We start from the raw sequence: 22549 nt of genomic DNA, 5'->3' as shown, positions 1-22549 counted from the left end.
TTTCCTTCTATCTAAATCTCAAGGCTCAGGGCTTTTCGCCACTGGATAAGCGTTGAGTTTATTGAGTAGTCATGCGCATATGACATGACCTGATCGATGATTTGAATCAGTGAAAACCAGTCGTCCCCCGTTTCTACCAGACCTTCCCCACTCTTTTGATTTGGCGAAGCAAACATAGGCGTTGCTTGCCAATCGGAGAGTGCTTCCCGAGAAGATCCAGTCCGACAACTGGCACCGAAATCGATCAATCGAATATGTTGTAATTGAGGTACATAAAGCAGGTTAGATGGCTTGATATCGCCATGTACCCACCCCTTGCTATGACAGTGTTTGATCGCCTGAACCACACTAGGCAAAAGCGAAGCAAATAACGCTAGATCCTTAGGCTCAAACTCAATCAGCGGTATCGCACTTTGATCAAACTCCAGCGTTAGCTGCAATTTGCTCCAGTCGACATCCACTACTTTTTGTATTTGAGCACCCTGACACTCTTGCAAAGCAACCCATTCTCTTTGCAGGCTCTCTGCCGAATCAAAATGCTTAGTGTAGTAGGTCAAGTCGTTACTGATTTCGTGCACACGGGAATGAGTAGCCAAAACTTGGCAACACACTCGTTCCTGCGGTTCAATCACTGCTTTCAACATCGACAACCTTAAAGCTGCTTAGGCAACGAGAATTGAACAAATAAAGATTTATCCAATGGTTGTTTGGAATCACGCAACGTGTAATCCAATACGATGTTGTTTTGGTTAATTTTGTAGTTGAGCTTACGAATCAAGCGGCTCGATGTCGCACTGCTCTTATTCGCAAAAATAGCGCGCAACAACGCCCACTGACCGGTAAATGATTGTTGTGCGACTCGATTCTGACCGCTGTAGAATTCTGCACTCAAATAGCCATCCACTCCTGCGGTTGGCCAAGTTATCTCGCGCCACACTCTTGGACCATGTTTGTAGTCGTAAATCGTTTCAGCCTCTCGTAGGCGGAATTCCGTCACGTCAGTACTCATTGAGCTCGCTTTTACTTCAAGCCTTAACCCAAGATCATCTCCTGAAGAACCGAAGAAAATGCCACTCAGTTTTTGAACTAATTCAAGTTGCTTACGAGTGTTTGAGTTTATTGGTAGCGCTAGGCCGTCAACTTCGTTTAGCTTGAGCCTGCCGTTATCCCAGTAAACAAACGGCTTCAAGGTTTCTTCTATGTAGCGAGCCACACGGCCACTTGGTTTAAAGAATTGAGAAAAGTCATCTAAGCTCACTTCTCCACGGCCATGTTGATCAAATGGGAATCGCCCTTCAATGGCAGACACATAAAACTGGTAAACTTGCTCATCCCACTGTGTATTTAGATACACTACGCTGCCATTCACCACTTGCTTCCAAACTTGTTCACTGAGACTCTTCGCCCAGGACGCGACGATGTTTGGAGCCTTGCTGCCAGCTTGACGGAAGTTCACGATAGGGTCGCTACTACCTTGCGCATGGGCGATGGCATAAGCATGGAATGATTTTCCGGGGTTTGAACTAGACAATGCGGCATCGAAAAACGAGTTAACTTCATCAACTTGAACGATCAACTGCTCCAGTGGTGTATCCTTGTCTTTACCATTCCCATTCACAAACCGAGAGAAAGGCAAAAATGCTTCATTTACGACGAATGAAGGTTGCAGCCTCAACAGGTTATCGCCAACTGCTCGGTTCACCTTGTCGGCTTTGTTCAACACCTTTTTCGCTTTCTTCAATCCTAGTTGACCGGCTGCACGCTTTTGTCCTTTCGTATCTGGTTGATCTGCGACAGCCAATGTTGTGTTCACCACAACTGCATCCAATACATCAAGTAGTGGACTCGTAGCCGGAGAACGTGTGTTCCTTAGTGCATAGCTGAGTCCTGAAGCATCGCCAAACTGCTTGATTTGAATGTTGTTGACCAAGTCTTTCCAGTAGTAGATGTAATCGGCAAAATACAGACGTTGAACCTGTTTGCTCAGTTCTCTAAGCTCAATGACTGATGCGCCAGACATATCACCTTGAATCGCTTTAAACTCGCTCATCAAGCTTCTAAGCAGAGGCGACTTTGCCGTCAAATCAATTTGGCTATAGCCCTGCTTAGTAAAGATTTCTGGGATCAGATAGCCATGGAAATCATTAGTAAACTCAAACAAGCTATTGAACTTCTCACCGAGCTGGCTTCGGAGATCCACTTGAGTACGGTACTCTGGCATCTCTTTAATACGCGCATAAATCAGTCGCTCTGGTGACAAGCCTTCAAGGTTGTTCGTTGCAACAGCTATCAGGTCTAGGTTCGGTTGTAGCTGCTTGTCGTAATGACTTTTAAACAAGTCTTCGATTAAAAGAGAAAAAGAGTAAAGTTCGTCCGGAGAAAGCTCACCTTGGTCTTTCAAGTTATCAAGCAAGTAAGTTTGTAGTTCCGCAAAATTCAGTTGCTCTCGGTCAAACAACATCTGGTAGTAACGCAAAATCTCAAAGATTCGGCTTGGATTACCAAGGTTCACATAAACATACAGCTCGCTGCTGATCAGCTCTTCGAGCTTTGGCAGCATTATCTGGTGCAACTGTTTTTCATAAGCAGAGTAAACACTCTCGGCCGTATCCGTTTGCTTAATACTGACTTTCTCATGCCACGGTTTAGGTTGAACGCCATCAGCAACCACATCGCCGAGTTCTCTTAATACCGCTACAACCTCCGACATAGAATTGTCATTGCTCAGCTTTTGAACATCGTTTTGATAAAAACGAATTTGAGATAGAGCCGTTGTGCGCCAATCTTCATCAACATTCCAGTTTTCCTGTAACTTCAGACCTGCAACAGAAATCAGCCCAACTACGGATACTAAAACAGCGGTTCGAAATACAAGATAACCCGCATGACGCCATTCATTGACACCGACGATATTCTTCTCCGGCAAGATGACCTTATTGAACAAACGTTGCGTAAAGAAACCACGACGATTTGGCTGCTGTTCAACTTGGTTATTGGTGTTGAACTCAGCACGTTCGGCCACAACCTGCGTTAGTAGATCATGCTCAATGCCTTTTTGCCCGGATGACATTAAATAAGCACCGCGGATCCATACGGCTTCTCGGACACGGTTCTCGCGACCAATGTCGCTCAAAAACTCGTTGACGCGCTCTAGGAAAATTCTTAGCTGATAAGGCCAAGCGATTATAGAGCCCGACTTGTCACTGCCGACGTTTCTCAGTAACTCAAACTGCTGCCCCGCAATGGATTGAATCAACGCATGGCTTTCTGCCTCAAACTGCTGTTTGTCATAACGGCGCGAAACATCGCACTCAAAGGTAATACCAAAAGGATTTTCTGAGTCACATGTAGTGAAGCTCTCAAAGAAACCAATGAAGTCTGCAATCGAGTCAGCTTTAGAGAAAGCGGCGTAAACAGGCAAGTTTAAGCTAAGCTCTGCGCCCATCGACAACACAGCCTCCTGATAGATGCCTGAGAGCCTAGTGCGTTCTTTTTTGTCTCCTGTCATTAGGCGATCACACCCAATAACCGTCACAATGCCGTTCAACCCTTGCCTCGGACGGTATTTAAGTAGTTGCTTCGCCAGTACTTGCCAAAGCGACTCGTCAATACCGTCGTTATCAAATATACGATGGCCGACTTCCACAACGACTGCGTTATCGTTGCTCCAAAAGCGTAGGTACTGTTCCGTATCACTTTCATCCAAGTAGCGCTCGTTAACTGGCTCAAAACCATTCTGTAGCAATATGGCACTTTTCGCGTCTTTTTCACCACCTAGAACTAAGTACCAAGGCAGACTGTAAAGACTTTCTAGCTTGTTACGAGCTTGTCCTTGTATCTTTTTCGTTGCGATACGAAACAGCTGCTGGATCACGCGTGTGTCTTGTTTAAGCAGTACGTGTTGATCATGCTCTTCTTTCTCTGTTTGATTAAGCTTGCGCTGTTTCCACCACCAAACACATGTAAAGAAGACAATAACGACGGTGACAGCGAGCATTCCCCACTTTATCCAGACTGGTTGCTCTTCTGATGCCGTTATCCAAAATGCGAGCGTCCCTAAAATGGCAGTAATCACCAAGAAAATAGAAAATATCTTTTTAAACATCTTATTTCAGCGCTCTTTTAATCGTGGCGTTCAAACCAAAGCGAACATTGAGTTCATTTTTCAACTTACGAATGGTGTTTAAGTCGTCACCTGCGTGAAGATAAAGCTCAACACCATGTTCCGTTTCACGAGTAAAAGATTCATAGCCTGCTTGTTTGAGTTCTGTCGATAAACGAAGTGCGTCGCTCGCCCGAGAAAATACCGCGAGAATGATCTCCCATTGCTGAGTGACCACTTTTCCTTTCATTCCCGTTTCTTCCTCTAGGCTTTCACTCTGTCGCCCCAAGTCCGCATCGGAACTTAAGTACACTAAGTCACTGCTGTTTTTCTTCAGGTTGACGTCTGACATATCGATCGCGCTAAACTGTGCCAACAACGGCTGCACGCGGCTGTTGTACCAATATTCAGTAAAGCCATACCCGGATGCCAGAACCAAACAAGCCAAGCCTAACGTTTTGCCCATACTGATCATTAGCCACGGGCGTTTACCTTCGATTAACGTTGGTGTTTTCGGTACCGGAAAAGGACTTTCACTGCGATAGTGGCGAATGAGGCCGTACGCACGAGCGGTAATATCATGCAATTGGCTCTCGTCTTCATGGCGAAAGCGCCCTTTGAAACCCAAAGCTAAAAGCACGTACTGAAGCTCAATAAAATCAACAAGTTTATTCGGCTGCTGGCTGGCCTTATCTAGCAACACAAAAAAGGCCTCTCCGCCATCGCGCTGTGAAAACACCTTGCTCAACAACGAATGATTTTCCCAACGGGCACGCTCTCCCCAAGCGGTGTACAGCACAGCTTCATCAAATGCCGCGCACAACACAAAGCAGCTTTTTTCAATCACGCTTGGGTGGTAATCCAAGTGCAAACCACGCAAACGAAACGCATCAATGGCGTACAAAAGTTTTTGACGAAAACGGTTGATGTCTCTCGGCGCACCTTGACGCTTAATCGTCACTAAAATACCCAACAGCTCCGTTGCCGCATTCATTAAAGGACTACCATAAATGGCAAGATTCTCAATCAATCGCTCAGTACCCGAAGTGTCCGCTTTGGGTGGCAACTGATGCTGCTTTTGAGGTGATTCGGTCGATGTCACTCGTCGAATTTGAACCGTCGGTTCTTCGTTAAATAATCCGCCCATCCGTTACCTACCTGATCACATGAAAATCAACGTGGATATCATCAATTCTTTCATCAATATGAAGAGCGATCGCCTCATCACGTTTGATCAGCGCTTGCCACAATTCAGACTTAGTATCGATTTCGAAGTAAGCGGCGTCATTCAAAGACTTCAGCTCAGAAGGTGCATAAGGAAGATGGCGCAAAGTAACACCTGAAAGTGCATTACGTACTAAACCGGCAATATCACTGTTCCCTGCTAGCTTCGCAGCACGAGGAAACTCTTCACTAAGTCGAGTAGCACCGATAGACGAGGAAACGGCCAACACAAAGCGCCCTTGATTGTATAGGCTGCGATCATCGACCAGTGTGCGTAGCAAGCGACGGCTCACGAACAGCTGTTTGTCCCAGTTCAATGTTGATACGTTGTCTATCTGAACCTCACGCAGTAACACCAATAACTCAGAAAACACGGTCGAGAAAATGCTGTATAACGCATCTTGGTTCCATGCAGGGAAAGACTTTGGCATCTTCCCTTCTAAACCCTGCATCTGCCCCGCCATCGAAACGCACTCTAAATAGAGGTGACGTGTCAGCAACGAGCCATCTAGGCTCCATTGTTCAAGCTTTGGCATCCAAGCACCCAGTACTTGCAGCCACAAGTAGTCACGCATCAACGACTGATAGCTTTTACTGCTGGACTCCGCTTGTAAACGAGTATGAATCGCTCGGGAACGGTATTGTACTTGTGCAAATAGATCAGCAACGTTATCGGTTAGGTAGCTAGATACGGCAAACTGCAAGCATTGGGGAACGAATGCTTGGTTCAACACAACAACACCTTCAGATTTGTGTTCACTGATTTCAGCAACGGATATCAACACAAAATCTTTTAGCTCGTCACCTTCTAAACGCAGCTGAATGTTCAATGTTGCTAGCTCTAACTGAACTGGGTCACTGTGCTCTCGGCTGGTATCGTAAACGGGGTGTTCTTGTGAAGAGTGTCTAAGACGCGCATCTTCTCCAACATCAATAGTGCCCGGTCTTGAAACCGGAAGGGCCAGATACACTTTCTTATGACTGGTATTTTTCGGCACATCGAGCACGAGTGCTTGCTCAATTTCAAATGGCGTTCCATCAGGGAAAATACCTTTAGCACGACGCACCGAAACCTTACCAATGTTCAACATCGAGCGGTCAAGCTCTAGCGAGGTCAATCCATAAACATTAGGGCTAATTTGTCCGGCGAACTCGCGAGTAAAATGTTCAACATAGCGCTCTTGCTGTTGAAAGTGCTGAGGGGAAAGGAACATCCCCTCACTCCACACGACTTTATTATTATCCATTATTATTCTTCTTCCCCTGACACAGACAGATTAATGCCATCAATTTCAATACTGATAACCGCTGAATTCACAATTAGCGGCTTATAAATCACCTTGTTCTTCGCCTCTCTGTAATCAGCAAAACCCGCAATCACACCGATGTACTTAACGCCACTACCAAGTGGGATAATTTCCTGACGAGTTTCACCCGGCAAAATGCTTGGTAACTGCCGAGAAACGGCCAACTCGGCCTTCAACACGCCTTGGTCATCATTATAAATTTGAATAAAATCAGAGAGTTCAAACGCATTATTATTTGTCAATTGATAGATTCGGAGCTCTACCGGAGAAGGCTTACCTTCAACATTAGGGTTAATATTGGTCGCAGCTTTAATATCAACGACCAGTTTTGGCTCAACCAGCTCATCGCTCCATAAACTGCACCCTGACATCATAAGGGCGATACACATTAGGCATAAACGACGTATCATTACTGATCCCCTTCGAAGTTTTTTTGCATACGCATTGCATCTCTGAAGTACGCTTGAAACTTAATTTGCCAATCGCGATTCTCCACTTGTCGGTTGAAATAGCGTTTGTACATATCCCAGTACTTTGGTTTACGAGACCAAAAGCCGTTGCCCGACAAATCATCAAACATCGACTCCATCGCATTCGGAGAAATGTCAGACAACAACCTTGCCAATGCCATTTCTAATGCTTTGTCCGTGCATTCCTGTATGCGCTGCTCATGCTTCTTAAACTCAGTGATCGCAAACTGAGATTGGTTAAGTGGTGACTCTTCTTGAGCGAAAGAGGGAGATGCCATCACTTCATGGTTTGGAAATGACGCACGAAAATCGCTGTCTTTCAGCGGGTCATCCTCATCCGTCTGAAAATCAAGATTAAAGTGAGTCGCTTGCTCTTGCTTAGCTGAGGCATCATTCGCAAATGGGTCATCCCCCACCACATCTGTCGTCGAGATGGTGAACTCTGGCGCTTCATCTACTTCAGGAATACTTTGAATAAAAGGTGTTGATTCAGTACTAAACGGATCATCACCTAGTCGAGAGTTATCAGAGTGATGCGGCTGGGTTTGCGCTTTCGCTGATTCAGGGAAGAAACAAGAAACCAGCAATCGGTAGCGGCCAATATCAAGAACATCACCATCACTTAATGTCGATTGGTTACCATTGCCCAAAGGCGCATCGGAGCCGTTGATGTAAAGGCCATTAGTGCTGTTGTCCATGATTTGGTATCCACGCGAGGTCTTACGAATCATCGCATGGGTACTTGAAATCTCACGACTTGCGTCATTAAGTTGTAGCGTCGCGCCAAACGCACGCCCGATATCTCCACCATCTTCTGGAAATGCTTGATTCCATTGGGCGATGCTTTCACCATCTGGAGAGCTAATAATTCTAATCGATAGAGGCATTTGACTGACCTTCAATAAATTCAATATTTAGAGTTAACGACACTGAGAAACCGCCTCGTTAAACTCATTAAGAAAGTTGGGGTATTTCTTAGTAAATGCTTTGGAGAAATACACCCACAATGGATTCGATTTGACCCGTGTTCGAGAAATCGCTCGATAACTGATACCCATTTTTTTTATCGTCTCGTCAATGACAGCGTCATTGCCCAATACCGCTCCGACTTCCCCGTTCAGCATTAACTCAATTAGGGCTTTTGGCGTCCTTGGCTTTTTACTCACGCGGTAACCGTTTTTCTGTAGCCAAAACCATTTATTTGAGCCAAATAGTGCCGCGACTTCGACCTGAGATTTGAACATTGCGTTGTCTAACTCTGTTGAATCAGAGAGCGAGAACCAACTCCAATTCTGTTGATCAAGTGGCACAGAATAATCGGCATACTCATCACGCTTGCTGTTACGAGACGCAAGGAAGAAACCATGTTGTGATCCAACCTCCGTCATGAGCTGGGCTCTATCCCACTTAGTCATCGTGAGCTGATACGGCTGGTCCATCACTCTCATGACACACTTCACTCGTTCTATCCCCGGCCCTTTCATTTCCCCGTTTTCTTGGTACTGATAAGGAAACCATTCTTGGGTTGCAAGTAGTAATCGCTCAGGGCGCTGATAGGCCAAAGCAGATTGGCTCAGCACGGTCAACATAACGGCAATGAAAACGACACGTATCATGGTTAATGGCTCTCCATGCTCATACCAGCAGAACGCACTAGCTTGCCATCTTGCGAATAGATATCGCTGGCCATTTCAATCAATACAAACGGAAGCTGCGTATCAACACGGCCTGCTTGTTTAAAGCTAATCGAGATGTCTGGTGGCGACAGCACTCCCACAGGCAGAGAGGCAGGAGCGGCGCCCTTTTTAAGTACTTCAATGCCGTAAAGTGCCGCTTGGTGGGCATTGTTCTCAAACCCTACGCCAACAGACATCAGCGCACTTTGTTGCGTGCCATTAACAGCATCAGGCACTGCGGTTAACAGAGGAAGCTGCTCTGAATACAGGTTGACCTCATCAAGTCGGTTAAGAAGACTTGAGCTACCAGTTAGCCAAAGCAAGGATTGACGTAAATTGCCATCGTTAACCTTCATCGATTCAACGGTGGTTTGCATCACGTGTTGAAGAGCAAGCTCAGGATTATTCTCGTCAACTTCGATAGGAAAGACTGTCAATCCTTGCTTCTCAGCCTCTTTTTGAAGTGGCAAAAACTGTGTGAGATAAGCACTGGTGTTCGACTTGGCGTACAGCACACCAATTTGAATCAGACTTGGTTTAAAGCGACGTAAAAAGCTCAGCGTAATATCAGCGGGCAAATTCAAGGAGGTGTAAGCAAAGTTGTTGCCGCTTGAGTGATAGTTATCCGTCAGGCCCAGTAACACCGGATCTTTTGCGTTTACCGATACAACCGGCAGCTTACCTCCAGCGTAAACCTTATGTAGTGAGACGGTCGCATGAGATCCAACCGTGTAGATCATATTCGCCTTTATATCGGCAGCTTTCGTCCAAGCGACCAGTTCCTCTTGGCTTTTAGGTAAAAGGAAAGCGCGAAATGAAACGTTAGGCATTTCTCTGCGAAACACTTTTAAGATGGTCGACAACGCAACATCATACGAGTCCGCTTTTCTAGAAACTAAAACCCAAACCATCGGATGTTCACCACGCGGGGCGAACAACACATCGCTGTCATTAGCATTGATTTCCCACTGTACCGCCTTCTCAGCTTGTAAGTGTTCGCCCAACCACTCAGGCCAATCAGCCAAACTCACCGATGAAAATACAGCCAGAACCAAAAGTAAAATCAATCGAATCATGCTTTCGCCTCCTCTTGTGCACCACGGTCAAACAACCACATCAACAAACCAGCTAAGGTAAAGAATGCTGAAAGCGCGAAGAATGCGTAGTCCGTTCCGAGGTGAGTAAGCAAAGCACCGACAACAACCGAACCCAACACATGACCTAGCCTTTCCAAAAAGCGATAAGTAGAAGCAACTGAGTTGGCATTCGTACTTTGAGTCGTGGTTACCACGTGAGTCACAACAGGGGCATTAATAAAGCCGTGTGAAACGCCCATTACTAGCATTGCGAACGTTGCGACGAGGACAAGATAGGTTATGTCTTCAAGTAAGAAGGCAGCAGAAAGAATGGCCAAAGCAACAGCACCAACGATGCTTCCTAAGCAAAGCGCCCATTTTGCAGAGCCAATACGGTCAATCATTGGCGAGACCTTGCCACTAATGAAAAGCACAGAGAATGCATAAGCCATCAGCACCTGACCGATACTCTCGCGCTCAACGCCTACATCAGAAAGAAGGATTGGCACAGCAAAGAATACAACACCAGTTAGCATCATTTTGGTTGGGATACCAACAAGCAACATGGTGCGTATGAATGACGGTACACGCATCAAAACAGCGGAATCTTTTAACATCATCGTCAGGTTCTCTTTGAGTGAACCTTGAGCATTCCCCTGAGGAATCATAGACGGCAGCGACAACGCGAACAAATACATCAGGCCACCAACTAAAGCCGACAACATGAAAATACCTTGCACGCCTACCGTATCAGCCAACAGGGCACCGATTGCCGCACCAGAGATGAATCCAGCATTGAAGCAAAATACAATGATGCCTGCGGCTTGTGTCTTGTTAGATTGATTACTGCAACGCAGAATATAACCTTGAACGGCAATAAAGATCGTCGCTTGCCCAACGCCAGAGGTGAATCGAGCAATAAGCACCATCGCTAACTGGGACTCGTACGCTAGCAACAGACAGCCAGCCGCAGATAACAGAATACCCACGCCAAGTACTTTGCGAATATCAAACACTTCAACTAGACGCGAAACAGGCAATAGCGTTGCAGCAAAGCCGACAAAGTAAAGTGTAAAGAAGTAAGACGACCAACTTTCACCCGCGCCATTCTCTACCGCGATTTGCGTTAAGTACTGAGGTAAAACCGGCGCCATTAACGATTCCATCAGCACCGTAACCAAAAGCAACGGCTTAACCTGTGCCAGTACGATATCGTTTTTTGGCTGTTGCTCTGAGTGGCTCAGCAAGCGAATAAAAGCAAAGCAAATGAACGCACAGCCAGCAAATAGAATGGCAAAGTTCTTTAGTGTACGAACCAACTGCGCAAACAGTACTTTAGGGAAAAAAGCGACCGTCACCTCGTTCCCTTTCGCATCGCTGACCAGAAATTCGGCCATCTCATCGACTGACATACTGTTCTGCGCTTTACTTTTGGCGATCAACTCAGATCCCTGAGCAACAGAAATGGAAGAGACTTCTGGGTTTGACTGACGAAAACTGTCTAGCATCTCATCGATGCCACTCACTTGACGATAGCTGATCCCTGCATTCAGTACTGGGGCCAAACGTTGAGTAACAATGTTCGCCATGGAATCCGCCTTGTGCTCCAAGCCGGATTTGTACAATGCACCGACCATCAACAGCACGCTCGCCGACATGGCTAAGAACACCCCACCAAATGCAGTGAAGTAAATCTTGGGGTTTTGGCTACGCAACACAAAGAAGATAAACGCAGCGGTCAGTAAAACCACCAGCAGCACCATCGGCTGGAAGTGCCTATCGATGCTCCTTTCGATTTCTTCATCACTCAGCCAAATCTCCAAAGCACCAACTTGAGCGAATTTATTGTTCAAAGGGATGGTGACTAAGCTGCCAACAAAGTTGTCATCGGTGTAGCGATATAGCTCTTGCTGCCCAGAAATCACTCGGATATCAACCACAGAAGAATCCGCTTTCGCGATTGGCGATAGCACTTTCTCAAGACCAGCAAAGTCCTGAAGCGGCACACCGGAACTGAGAACTTGTTCTATACCGATTCGGGCGGCTTCGGTTTGGGCTAAAATCGCATCACGGCTCTGTTGTTGATAGCTTTTCAATGCTTGTGCATACCCAACAACAAAGATCAGCATTAGTGATAACAGAACCAGTAATGCTCCGAGCAACAAGCGGCTATATTGCTTAAAAGAGTTCAAAGTTCACTCCTAACACACGCTTAGAGCGTCGAATTGCTCATTGAGGCAATGCGCAACCGACATTGGTCGTTTTTGCTTGAGGAAAGATAATCGGTTAAACACCAACGACTGAACTAGATCTGTGTAATCCATACCTTCACGAGCCAGATCATGGCAAACCAAACTTACCTTCTCTCCCTCCGGACGTTTTAAATCCGGTTTTGGATTGGTTTCCAGCACATACAGGTTGCCTTCTTTGTCCATGCGTAAGTCCACTCTCACTAAGGTTTGAAGGCCAAGCTGGCGATAAATCTTCTGACCGATCAGTGCTAACTGATTGCGTAGCCCCTCTTCATTAACAGCAACCAAACGGTCTTGAGTGATCGGCTTTACATCCATGGAAGTAAAAATAGGCTCGTCAGCATCCAGTACACGTTCAGTAATTGAGAAAGCCATCGGCATTTCAGACTGCGTCAGTTTGCCTTCTTTAAAGACGTACTCTCCCGCAACAGCAACAACAAACTCTCGGCCACCAAGGAAAGGTTCAATCATTACTGTATTCCCCGTCGCTTGACGTACATGCTCTACAACACCCGCGAGATCATTACGATTAAAAACAGGATAAACATGGATTGAAGCACGGCCAGACACTGGCTTAACAATGAAGCCGTCTTTGAACTGCGCTTCAATTTGATCGATCGCATCTTGCTTTGCTACATCTTCAAAATGCTCATCAATACCAATGGTGATAAATGGTGCAGTCGGCAGTCCCGCGGCTTTAATTTCATGCTTAAACAGGTGCTTGTTATCCAAGATCCCTGCTGTCATTGGCGAGTGTCCTACATAAGGCACGCCCAGCATTTCCAATGTAGAAGGCAAATGACACATGGAGTCAAAACCTTGTAAACCACCACTGTTCGTGATCACCAAGTCAATACCTTTATCTTTCAGGCACTGCGCTAAGTTGATGTCTTCAGCTAACACCTCAACGAACTGGAAATTAGATTCACGCAGTGCATTAGCAATATCGTGTGCAACAGGTGCATACGTTTTAGTTGAGCGAGGGCTCAAGTTTTCAAAGATAAAGCTGCCGTCCTGCTCTTTATCCCCACCGTGAATCACTGCGATTTTTAAGTTCTTGCGAATCCATTCCAATTGTTGCGTAGAAAAGACTGAATGCATCATCTGTTAGTACTCATAATGTTGTGCTGCTAAAAGGGCGCGTTAAACACGGCCTGCAACAAAAAGCGTTAATAAAATTACGTTATTGTTTTAGTTGGGTTTATATACAACCCATTGTTTTTTTTTGAGGTCTATCGCCTCTTAATGCTATTGAATCTGAATCTTAAATTTGCCTTCTTCAACGTGAACAGTGACCGCTTCTACTGGCTTGTTCTCGCTCATGCGGACAATGCACTGATTCGCTAAATCCGGCATAAGTTGACGATTGATCAGTTGCTCAACGGCACGGGCGCCTGTTTCTGGCGAATCATTCATATTGACCAGCAGATCAATCACATCAGGGTGAAATTCGAAACTTGCTTTGTAGTGGGATTGAACACGCTTGCGAATGCGGTTCAGAGACAAGGTTGCGATTTGCGCCATTTCTTCATCGTTCAAAGGGAAATAAGGCACGATGGTCGCACGGCCAAGAAATGCGGGTTTAAAGTGTTTTTGCAGCTCAGGGAAAATAGACTGAGTCAGCGTCGGAACATCCGGTCGACCATTTTCACACGCATTAACAACAGCACTGTCGGCCGCGTTTGATGTCATGATGATGATCGTATTACGAAAATCGATGTGTCGACCTTCACTGTCCGAGATCGAGCCTTTATCAAAGATTTGATAGAAGATGTCGTGCACACCAGGGTGGGCTTTTTCCATTTCATCCAGCAGCAGTACAGAATATGGGTTCTTACGTACCGCTTCTGTTAAGACACCGCCTTTACCGTAGCCAACATAACCCGCAGGAGAGCCTAAAAGCATCGACACTTTGTGCTCTTCTTTAAATTCCGTCATGTTGATGGTGGTGATATTTCGCTCGCCACCGTATAGCAAGTCGGTAAGCGCCAATGCAGTTTCGGTTTTACCCACACCACTTGGACCACACATCAGGAATACCCCAACAGGTTTGCGTGGGTCGGTTAAACCTGCACGCGACAAGCGAATTGCTTGTGAAAGCTCTGCTATCGGCGTTGTCTGACCAATCACTCGCTCACCGATACGAGTCTCTAGGTGCATCAACTTCTCAACTTCTTGGCTAAGCATGTTGCCCACTGGAATACCCGTCCATAGCGCCACCACTTCAGCGATGGTTTGCTCTGTTACCTGTGGCAGGACTAATGGCTGCTCACCTTGGATCTCACGCAGGGCTGCCATTTTGTCTGCTAACATGCTTTTCGCTTCATGCGATGTCACCGAGCCATTTTCTTTTAGCTCAGCGTCTAAGCCAGACTGCAACTCAATGATCTCTTCCACCAAGAGGCGCTCTGAGTTCCAAGAGCGTTCAAGTGACTGATGCTCTTGTTCTAAAGCCGCCAATAGCTGTTTTGCTTCTTCCAAGCGTACGCTTTCAATCGACCACAATGCCGACTCATGATGTAACGTTTCGATCTCGTTGTTGGTGTAGCGGATTTTTTCTGCAATGGCTTCCAACTGTCGAGGTGCCGCACTTTGGCTCAATCCAATGCGTGAACATGACGTATCCAACAGACTAATTGCTTTATCAGGTAACTTACGCTCAGGAAGGTAACGAATAGAGAGAGCGACTGCGGCATCAATGGCTTCTTGCATGACTTTAACGCCATGGTGCTTTTCAAGGCTGCGCTTCACGCCGCGAAGCATGTGAATAGCGTCTTCTTCATTAGGTTCATTAACCGCAACAACTTGAAAGCGACGAGTCAACGCGGCATCCGATTCAAAGTACTGTTTGTATTCCGCCCATGTGGTCGCCGCCAGTGAACGAAACTCGCCACGCGCGAGCGCTGGTTTCAGAATATTCGCAGCATCATTCTGGCCCGCTGTGCCACCCGCCCCAATCAGCGTATGTGCTTCATCGATAAACATGATGATCGGCGTCGTTGACTGCTTGATCTCATTGATCACATCTTTAAGGCGGTTTTCAAACTCACCTTTGATGCTCGCACCTGCTTGCAAAAGGGACAAATCAAGGCTGCGCAGCTCAACGTTCGCAAGCGCAGGTGGGACATTGCCATTCACGATTTCTTGGGCAAGACCTTCAACAATGGCCGTTTTACCTACACCTGGGTCACCAACGAGGATCGGGCTGTTTTGACGGCGGCGGCACAAAATATCAATGGACTTGCGAATTTCATCTCCGCGCCCTGTAATAGGATCCAACTCGCCATTACGCGCTGCCTCTGTCAGGTTTTGCGAGAACTTGTCCAAAGCTGGCGTCGCTGAGTCACCACCGGTTGGGACCATGCTCTCGGTAGACGATGAGACTTCACTGGGTCCGCTGATCACCATCGACTGACTGCGTAACCATTCAGAAGACAATACTGACACCCACGAGCTCAACACGCCGTTGTAAGCACTTTGGTCCAGACGCTGCTTTAGCACCATAAGCAGATGAAATTCATTTACCACCGATTGCTGATTGTTTAATGAAGCAAGCATCCATGCATCTTTGAGTAACTCAACCAACTCAGGGGACAAAGAAGGTGAAGAGTCATTACCACGAGCCAAGTGCATCAGACGGTCATTGCAACGCTCCAACATCGACTCTTTGGCCATTGATGCTTGCAGCAGTGCGGCCTCCCAGCCTTTAGACTGCTGTAACAACTGAACAAACCAATGCTCAGCTTCTATCGCAAAGTGTCCTTTACTTACACAATCTCCAGCAGCCGTTTCTAGGGCACTTTTTAGTAACGGAGTAAGCCTTTTGACCAAGCTTTGTAGTTCAATATTTATCATTCTGTTTCCTAACTTTTCGTCAGTGGCATTTCAACAAACTGTTGACGATCTGATTGATGACTCATCCACGCGGATTGGCCAATTCTTAACGCTTTTTGGTGACTGCCTGATAGCTTCACTCTCGGCAGATACTGGCTATTTACCTTCATATAGAGTGCATACTTGGTATTCACTCCCATATAACTTCTAACCATATGGTCCAGCGCAAGAACCATCTCTTTGTCAGTGCGTATTTTTAAGTAATGCTGATAGTCTTGAGGGCAAATTTTTATGTTGAGTTTCTGCCCCGTCATTGGCGTCGACATCCCGACCAACGCGCCCATACCCAATTGATGATTGTTTCCGGCTTGGCCAATTTGAGTTAACGAACACTCTGTTAGAGGCAAATACTCTAGGCCACTGCGTTCAACCTCAAACTCCGACTCGAAGTAATCTTCTAGCATCGACTTAAGCGCCAATGGGCAGGTTAATTTCAACCCTAATAAGCCGGTGTATTGCACCAAATGAGATTCCGGCATTGGTGCCTTATCTCCAGTCTGTCCAGCCAAACTGGAAAGCATTTTAGTAATAGATTGACGGTCACGATTCCAATGAAACGCCTCTTCCTCAATCTGATACGTCAGCTCATGCTTTTGCTTTGTTTCGCAGTACAAGCGGTAGTAACGGTTATTAAACATGTCGAAAAAGTCGAGTGGTGCTTCATCACCAAGTTCAAAACGCGCTTTTAGTGCATCGCCATACATCGCTCTAGGCATCGAACCAGAGTTGCCAGACAAAGCCGCCAATGATGTCTTTACCGTAAATTCACCCTCTCGCTCCGAAGTAACCGTAGAAACTTCTGCTTGATAGTAAGCTGGGAGAATTTCCGCACTAAACCTCACTTCAGGTCGCTGACCTTTTAAATGAGCCTGATGCTTGAAGATCTGCCACGCTTTTTCTAGCTGCCCCTCAAACGCACCATAAGCGAAACGGCTTACAACAAACTCTTGCACCCAGTTCTCCTCGGGAAGGACAGGTAAACACCGTCTTGGCCTTCCAAATAAATATCCACTTGAGTAAAGCTGTTGAAGCCTGCGAAATAAGCAAAGAAGTGGTCAAGCAAATGACCAAAGAGCGATACACCTCCGTTGACATTACTTGCGTCTAACGTCACCGTAATTTTTGTGCCGTAAGCAAAACATGTTTTTCCTGACACTCGGATCGGAGCCACCACTTGCTCCTGCTCGATATTTTGCAGGGACTCGATATAGATGTGGTTTTGCACCGCTTGGTTGTGGTTATACAAATCAAACACATTTTTCAGCGTAGCGGTTGGGTCATCCGTCCCTAGAATCGCGTGATAGTTAAAGTGCAAATGACAAAGCAGTGCCCATACATTCTTATTTGCGTCACGACTACGCACTGGCAAGGTTGGGCGACGCAGTAAGTTCATAGCCGCAGGAATCGTAAGAGATTCTCGACATGTCACTTGGCTGTTTACAGGCAATGAGCCTGCTCGAATGCCGTCAGTCGCGGTTGTCGTCACCGACCAAACTCTCGACGACGTTGTGGCACTAACATGCCCAATATCAGCCACTTTTAAGCCACTGCGAAGCACGCCTCTTTCGTGGGTATCCTGTACGAGCTGCCAACGAAGTGCAGTCTCTGTACTGTTGTACTTGTCTCCGTAGATCTGACAAACCTTAAACGGTTCGCCCTCCGTCACGTCTAGCACTTCATCAACAGAAAACACTTCCAAATCATTACCCTGACTTGCATCAAGATAAATTAGGTACTGCTTTTGAGTGAAGTCGATTTGCAGAGGTTCTGACACTTTGGTTTGTAGGTTCACCAATGGCGTACAAAACAGAGAAAAATGTTGTGCTTGAATGCTACGCGCTTGCACCACACTCATCTCATTCAAGAAAATCTGAATACGAAACTCTGAGCCGATTGCTTGTTGCATGACATTGCCAAGGTCTAATTTGAATCCTTGAAATCTTTCAGGGAACATGAAGAACTCGGTCAGCAACTTAAAGCCGCCAAAGCTTGCTGCTTGATACGGTAAAATAGTGTCATTCACATCGAAGCCAATTGGCTGTATTGCAGACTTACCTAATGAGTAGCTCTTGCCATTATTCTGGATACACACCTGACAGCCCCCATGGGCGAGTACATCATACAAACGCAACGCGAAGTGGCTTTCACCTTTGAGATGCAGTTTCAACTGGTCAATATCCAGATCACGCAACTCGATACCGCTGTCGGTTGCCTTAATCGTCAGCTCCAACATCGCTTTTGCGTTTTCTGCACCCGTAGGCTTAGCCAGTTCAAATGGCGCAAACAGCACTTCAGCCGAAGCAACTTGAATTGGAAGCAGCGCTATATCTTCGGAAGTGCGAAACACCACTGGCTCACCAGATTCACTCGCGACATCAAATTCTGTGCCTTTAGGTATACTGTGCTTTGCATTCGCTTCTTCAAAAATAGCGAAGTCCAACATGCTGTATGACGGCACTGGCCTTAGATAATGCGGGAACAACAAGTTCACCAAGCTTTCTGTCAGCTCTGGGTAAGACTCATCCAAGCGCTGCTGCAGTTTGCCGTTCATCAAGGCAACACTTTCAATTAAACGCGCGATCTGAGGATCATCAATACTGTCTTTACGCATTCCCAACGTACGAGCCGTCCCCGGATGACGTTCCGCGAACTGAGAGGCTTCATTGCGAATAAAGCGCAGTTCCTGTTCAAAATAGGAAAGCAATGAATCAGACAAAATTCGACTTCCTTACATCTAGTTTGTTGCTGCTCAAATCCAAAAAAGAATCCAATACGATCGCCTCATCACCGAGCTCTGAATGCACTACGGCGGAAAGGCGAAAGCTCAATTGGTTGCTACCCAATTCCCCTTCTTGAACATCAATCTCTACCTGGCTCAGGCGAGGTTCGAAGTTTCGAATCAGCACTTCAATTTCTGCGACAATGTCACTGGTGTTGTTTTTACTTTGAGCACGAGCCATGTTGCGCATACCGAACTCGGCAATCGTTCCTTTTTCCGATAAAAACATCTCTGAGCACAGAGGTGCTCGGCTGGAAATAAGATCACAGACGTTATCAACAATCGCATCTCGAACACTGTCGATATCGTCATTCCAGCTTTGGGTTAACTTAGCCATTAAGCTCACGATGTCTCTCCAACCTCACTGCCAGATACCGAGGTAGTTAACACCACTTTCGCATCCATCATTTCGTATTGATATTGAGGCTGAAGCATGATCTCGCATAGGTAGCGGGTTTTATCATGAGGAGCCTCTTCAATGCGTACATAGCAAGACCGCAACGGATATCGGGCAAGTACGGCATCCTCGCCATAATTGACGTTGCTAATGAACTGCTCTAGCCATCGCTCTAGACTGCGTCGACAACTTTCTGCGCTGTCATATCGACCAACTTGGTCACGAATTTGAACCTTGATGTAATGGGCAAATCGGCAAGCCATTAGATTGGTTTGGAGCATACCGAGCTGACGTTGAGCTTCATCAGGCGCTTGCCAAACAGATTGATTGCTAAAGAAACCTTTATGGCCACTTAAGTAAATACTGGTTAAAGGCATGAACCCTTGAGACGACCAAAAGCCATCTTCTTCACTGTAGATGTCTACCTTGGTCTTAAGCTCTTTTGAGTCCTGAACGATCGCCCCATACGAACCTGTCTCATCGTAAGAACGCAGGAATCCAAACCAACTGATTCGGTCAAACTCTCGCATTACATTACCGAGCAAGAGGTAAGCGCTGCTGCCCCATAAGGCATATTTCTCTTGCTGGCGTTCGTTAAAAACAAACCCAGCCTGATATTGACGATATGGTTGACGAATCAAATGCTCTGGCATCACCAAATGCAAAAATCGTGATGAGCTTTTTTCTCGTAGCAGCTGCCATGAAACAAAATCTCGACTAGTAAGAATGCGATCAATTCTCGCACTGTCGTGAAGCAGCCTTCTTGGTTCATCACCAAAGAAAAACTCGTCGGTTCCGAGCACCATTGGACAAAAAGATAGCTCCCCCAGCTCAGAGAGCAGTTGAAGGGTGTAGAGATCGTCATACTCCTGATCATCGGCGTAATCAGCCGAGACCTTGTGGTCGACCATCACCATGCCAAATGGGCTACCACCGGCGGTATCCAGCTCATTTGAATACAGCTTTCGGTATAGGGATGACTGCTTTAGATCGAAAGAGTAATTGAGATCTGCCGAAACCATACTCCAACTCAAGTCGAGCATTTTGATTTTGACTCGACGCTGGGATACTTGCAGCTGCGCTAACGATTTAAGCCCCGTCCAAGAGGCTTCTAACTGCTTATAGTTAGGGTGTTGGATAACGTCCGACAACTGTTCACTTATTGACGTATCAATCTCGGAGATCAAACGAACCAACAATGCTTTGAATTGAGCCACCGACTGACTTTTCGCGCACAGTAACAGCTCCTGCCAGGCAGGATTCTCAGCTAAAATGCGGTCAAATTCGGAATCTGTATACATCAGCGACTCAGTTCAAAACATTCGGGGGACGGCGCCCCCGAATAGAATTAGCCAGGAATGTTCGCAACCATTCGTAGTGAAGTGGTTAGCTCTTCCATTTGCAGCCAAGGGCGTAAGTAAGCCACTGCAGAGTAAGCACCTGGGCGTCCAGCTTGCTCTTCTACTGTCACTTTTGCTTCAACCAATGGATGTGTTGCTTTCGCATCGTTACCAATCGCATTTGGGTTAACGTATTGGTTGATCCAAGAGTTCAACTCTTTCTCAACGTCGTTTGGATCTATGTTTGAACCAATACGATCACGGCCCATTACTTTTAGGTACTGTGCGATTCGGCTGCTTGCCATTGTGTATGGAAGACGTGCTGAAATTGCCGCGTTTGCCGTTGCATCTGGGTCTGTGTACGTTTTTGGTTTATGCGCAGTCTGAGCACCCATAAACACCGCGTAGTTGGTGTTTTTGTAGTGAACCAGTGGCAAGAAGCCAAGATCACTCAGCTCCTTCTCACGCTCATCCGTTAGGTTAACTTCTGTCGGACATTGCTGTAGCAAATCACCAGCATCAGAGTAGTGAGTGAAGTTTGGCAGGTTCTCGACTTTACCGCCGTTCTCAGTACCACGGATCGCCGTGCACCAACCGTACTTGGTGTAAGCTTGAGTCATCAGAAGACCAAACTCATACGCCGCATTGCTCCATACAAAATCGCCGTCTGAAGACACAACTTGCTGACCGTTGTCGCGAGTTTGAAGCTCTTCAAATGCAAATGATTTAACTGGAACAGTTTCTGCACCGTAAGGAAGGCGAGCCATCGTTTTCGGTAGAGTCAGAGCAACGTAGCGTGAGTCATCGCTTTCACGGAATGCATTCCAGCTTGCGTATGCTGGAGAATCAAAGCCTGCTGCAACTGGCTTGCCTTCAGAAAAGCTACTGAATGCGTTAAAGTCGAACATACTTGCATTCGCGGCAGCAACGAAAGGTGCGTGAGATGCAGAAGCAACTTCACCCATGTAACGTAGCAGAGCAACGTCTTCATCACCGTAACCAAACTCGTAGTCACCTAGCAGTGCACCGTATGGCTGACCACCCGCTGTACCAAATTCTTCTTGATAAACCATATTGAAGAAACGGCTGCGATCGATCGCTGGTGCATCTTCAAACTGCTCTAGCAATTCGTCTTTGGTGTAATCCGCCAGTTTGATTTTCAGATCTGGGCCTAGCTCGCTGTTTTTCACAAGCTTTTGCAAACCTAGCCATGAGCCTTCCATTTTTTGGAACTCACCGTTTTGCATCACCGTTGACAGCTGCTCAGAGATTTTGCTGTCTAGCGCGCTGATTGCTTTTTCAATCGTCAACGTTAGGTTCTTATCCCAAGTCACTGTACCTTCCAGCGCTTGAGAAGCCATGATGCTCAATAGCTCTTTTGTCGTATCTACTGGTGTTTGTGCTGTTGCGTTGATCGCTCGGTCAAGAAAGCTCTGCGTTGCTTCTGCTTCAGTAGCACCTTGTACTGCTTGTTGTTCTACAGACATTATTCCGCTCCCTCTTTGCTCAAACCTAGTTCTTGAGCTAAACCATTGATGGCATCTGCGCTTTGCAGAACTTCTTTCAGTAGACGCTCAAGATCTCTCGAACGATCGGCTTTGCTTAGCAGTACTTTTAGTTGGTTACGTGTTTCAACCAACTGCTTAAGCGGCTCAATTTGATCAACTAAGTTCTCTGGGTGGAAATCTTTCATCGAACGGAAGCTTAAGTTCACTTCAAACTGGCTATCATCATTAGCTAGCTTGTTATCAACCTTGTACGAAAGACGCGGGTGAATTTGACCCATCACTGTATCGAAGTTGTCTTTATCGATACCCGTGAACTCTCGTTCTTCTAAATCAACTTTTTCTGATTCTGGTTTGTGGCCTGAAAAGTCGCCAATTACGCCAACAACAAACGGCAGCTCTTTCGTCTCTACAGCGCCGTTCGTTTCAACGTCATAAGTGATGCTGACACGGTTCTTACTAACGCGCTTATGTTGTGAGTTCAATGCCATAACGGTGTCCTAAAATGAGATATTCATGAAATAGAC

The 22549-nt window shown here is 46.3% G+C and carries 17 protein-coding genes; all 17 read right to left on the bottom strand.

Annotated features, from left to right (window positions below):
* Positions 1-11 precede the first annotated feature (11 nt).
* Positions 12-644, bottom strand: coding sequence for a protein kinase domain-containing protein (locus tag IQP38_RS03075; protein ID WP_180818131.1), 633 nt, complete (start codon positions 642-644; stop codon positions 12-14).
* An 8-nt stretch (positions 645-652) separates the two neighbouring features.
* Complete coding sequence (gene tssM / locus IQP38_RS03070; protein ID WP_193837301.1) at positions 653-4105, bottom strand: type VI secretion system membrane subunit TssM; 3453 nt, start codon at positions 4103-4105, stop codon at positions 653-655.
* 1 nt (position 4106) lies between these two features.
* Positions 4107-5249 carry a type IVB secretion system protein IcmH/DotU gene (gene icmH, locus IQP38_RS03065; protein ID WP_086714914.1) on the bottom strand — a complete coding sequence of 381 codons (1143 nt, stop codon included), beginning with the start codon at positions 5247-5249 and terminating at the stop codon, positions 4107-4109.
* Between the two features lie 7 nt (positions 5250-5256).
* Positions 5257-6573, bottom strand: a complete 1317-nt coding sequence (gene tssK / locus IQP38_RS03060) for a type VI secretion system baseplate subunit TssK (RefSeq protein ID WP_140184283.1) — start codon at positions 6571-6573, stop codon at positions 5257-5259.
* Between the two features lie 2 nt (positions 6574-6575).
* Positions 6576-7043: a type VI secretion system lipoprotein TssJ gene (tssJ, locus tag IQP38_RS03055; protein ID WP_140184284.1), complete on the bottom strand. Its 468-nt coding sequence runs from the start codon at positions 7041-7043 to the stop codon at positions 6576-6578.
* Entirely contained in the window at positions 7043-7990 is a 948-nt protein-coding gene (locus IQP38_RS03050; RefSeq protein WP_140184285.1) for a type VI secretion system-associated FHA domain protein, read from the bottom strand. The genes tssJ and IQP38_RS03050 overlap by 1 nt, the downstream gene beginning before the upstream one ends.
* Before the next feature lie 33 nt (positions 7991-8023).
* On the bottom strand, positions 8024-8719 hold the full coding sequence (locus IQP38_RS03045) for a transporter substrate-binding domain-containing protein (RefSeq protein WP_029843217.1): 696 nt from the start codon (positions 8717-8719) through the stop codon (positions 8024-8026).
* Between the two features lie 2 nt (positions 8720-8721).
* Entirely contained in the window at positions 8722-9855 is a 1134-nt protein-coding gene (locus IQP38_RS03040) for an ABC transporter substrate binding protein (RefSeq protein WP_140184286.1), read from the bottom strand.
* Positions 9852-12047, bottom strand: coding sequence for an MFS transporter (locus tag IQP38_RS03035; protein ID WP_140184287.1), 2196 nt, complete (start codon positions 12045-12047; stop codon positions 9852-9854). Before IQP38_RS03035 ends, IQP38_RS03040 begins: the two co-directional genes overlap by 4 nt.
* A gap of 9 nt (positions 12048-12056) precedes the next feature.
* Positions 12057-13211 carry a D-alanine--D-alanine ligase family protein gene (locus tag IQP38_RS03030; RefSeq protein WP_010446932.1) on the bottom strand — a complete coding sequence of 385 codons (1155 nt, stop codon included), beginning with the start codon at positions 13209-13211 and terminating at the stop codon, positions 12057-12059.
* Between the two features lie 144 nt (positions 13212-13355).
* Positions 13356-15962 carry a type VI secretion system ATPase TssH gene (gene tssH, locus IQP38_RS03025; RefSeq protein ID WP_193837300.1) on the bottom strand — a complete coding sequence of 869 codons (2607 nt, stop codon included), beginning with the start codon at positions 15960-15962 and terminating at the stop codon, positions 13356-13358.
* Between the two features lie 8 nt (positions 15963-15970).
* Entirely contained in the window at positions 15971-16954 is a 984-nt protein-coding gene (locus IQP38_RS03020) for a type VI secretion system baseplate subunit TssG (protein WP_140184289.1), read from the bottom strand.
* The gene (tssF, locus tag IQP38_RS03015; protein WP_140184290.1) at positions 16936-18717 is read right to left on the bottom strand and encodes a type VI secretion system baseplate subunit TssF; all 1782 of its coding nucleotides are present in this window, start codon (positions 18715-18717) and stop codon (positions 16936-16938) included. The genes IQP38_RS03020 and tssF overlap by 19 nt, the downstream gene beginning before the upstream one ends.
* Positions 18710-19126 (bottom strand): type VI secretion system baseplate subunit TssE, encoded by a 417-nt coding sequence (tssE, locus tag IQP38_RS03010; protein ID WP_010446924.1) that lies wholly within the window; start codon positions 19124-19126, stop codon positions 18710-18712. The genes tssF and tssE overlap by 8 nt, the downstream gene beginning before the upstream one ends.
* Positions 19123-20478 (bottom strand): type VI secretion system contractile sheath domain-containing protein, encoded by a 1356-nt coding sequence (locus tag IQP38_RS03005; protein ID WP_038886657.1) that lies wholly within the window; start codon positions 20476-20478, stop codon positions 19123-19125. Before IQP38_RS03005 ends, tssE begins: the two co-directional genes overlap by 4 nt.
* 47 nt (positions 20479-20525) lie before the next feature.
* Positions 20526-22004: a type VI secretion system contractile sheath large subunit gene (gene tssC / locus IQP38_RS03000; RefSeq protein ID WP_140184291.1), complete on the bottom strand. Its 1479-nt coding sequence runs from the start codon at positions 22002-22004 to the stop codon at positions 20526-20528.
* Positions 22004-22513 carry a type VI secretion system contractile sheath small subunit gene (tssB, locus tag IQP38_RS02995; protein WP_008219012.1) on the bottom strand — a complete coding sequence of 170 codons (510 nt, stop codon included), beginning with the start codon at positions 22511-22513 and terminating at the stop codon, positions 22004-22006. The genes tssC and tssB overlap by 1 nt, the downstream gene beginning before the upstream one ends.
* Positions 22514-22549: the final 36 nt, after the last annotated feature.

The organism is Vibrio sp. OPT41 (genome assembly GCF_015163595.1).
GTDB lineage: Bacteria > Pseudomonadota > Gammaproteobacteria > Enterobacterales > Vibrionaceae > Vibrio > Vibrio alginolyticus.
Note: the sequence above shows the minus strand (reverse complement) of the source record. Positions and strands in the feature narration are given on the sequence as shown.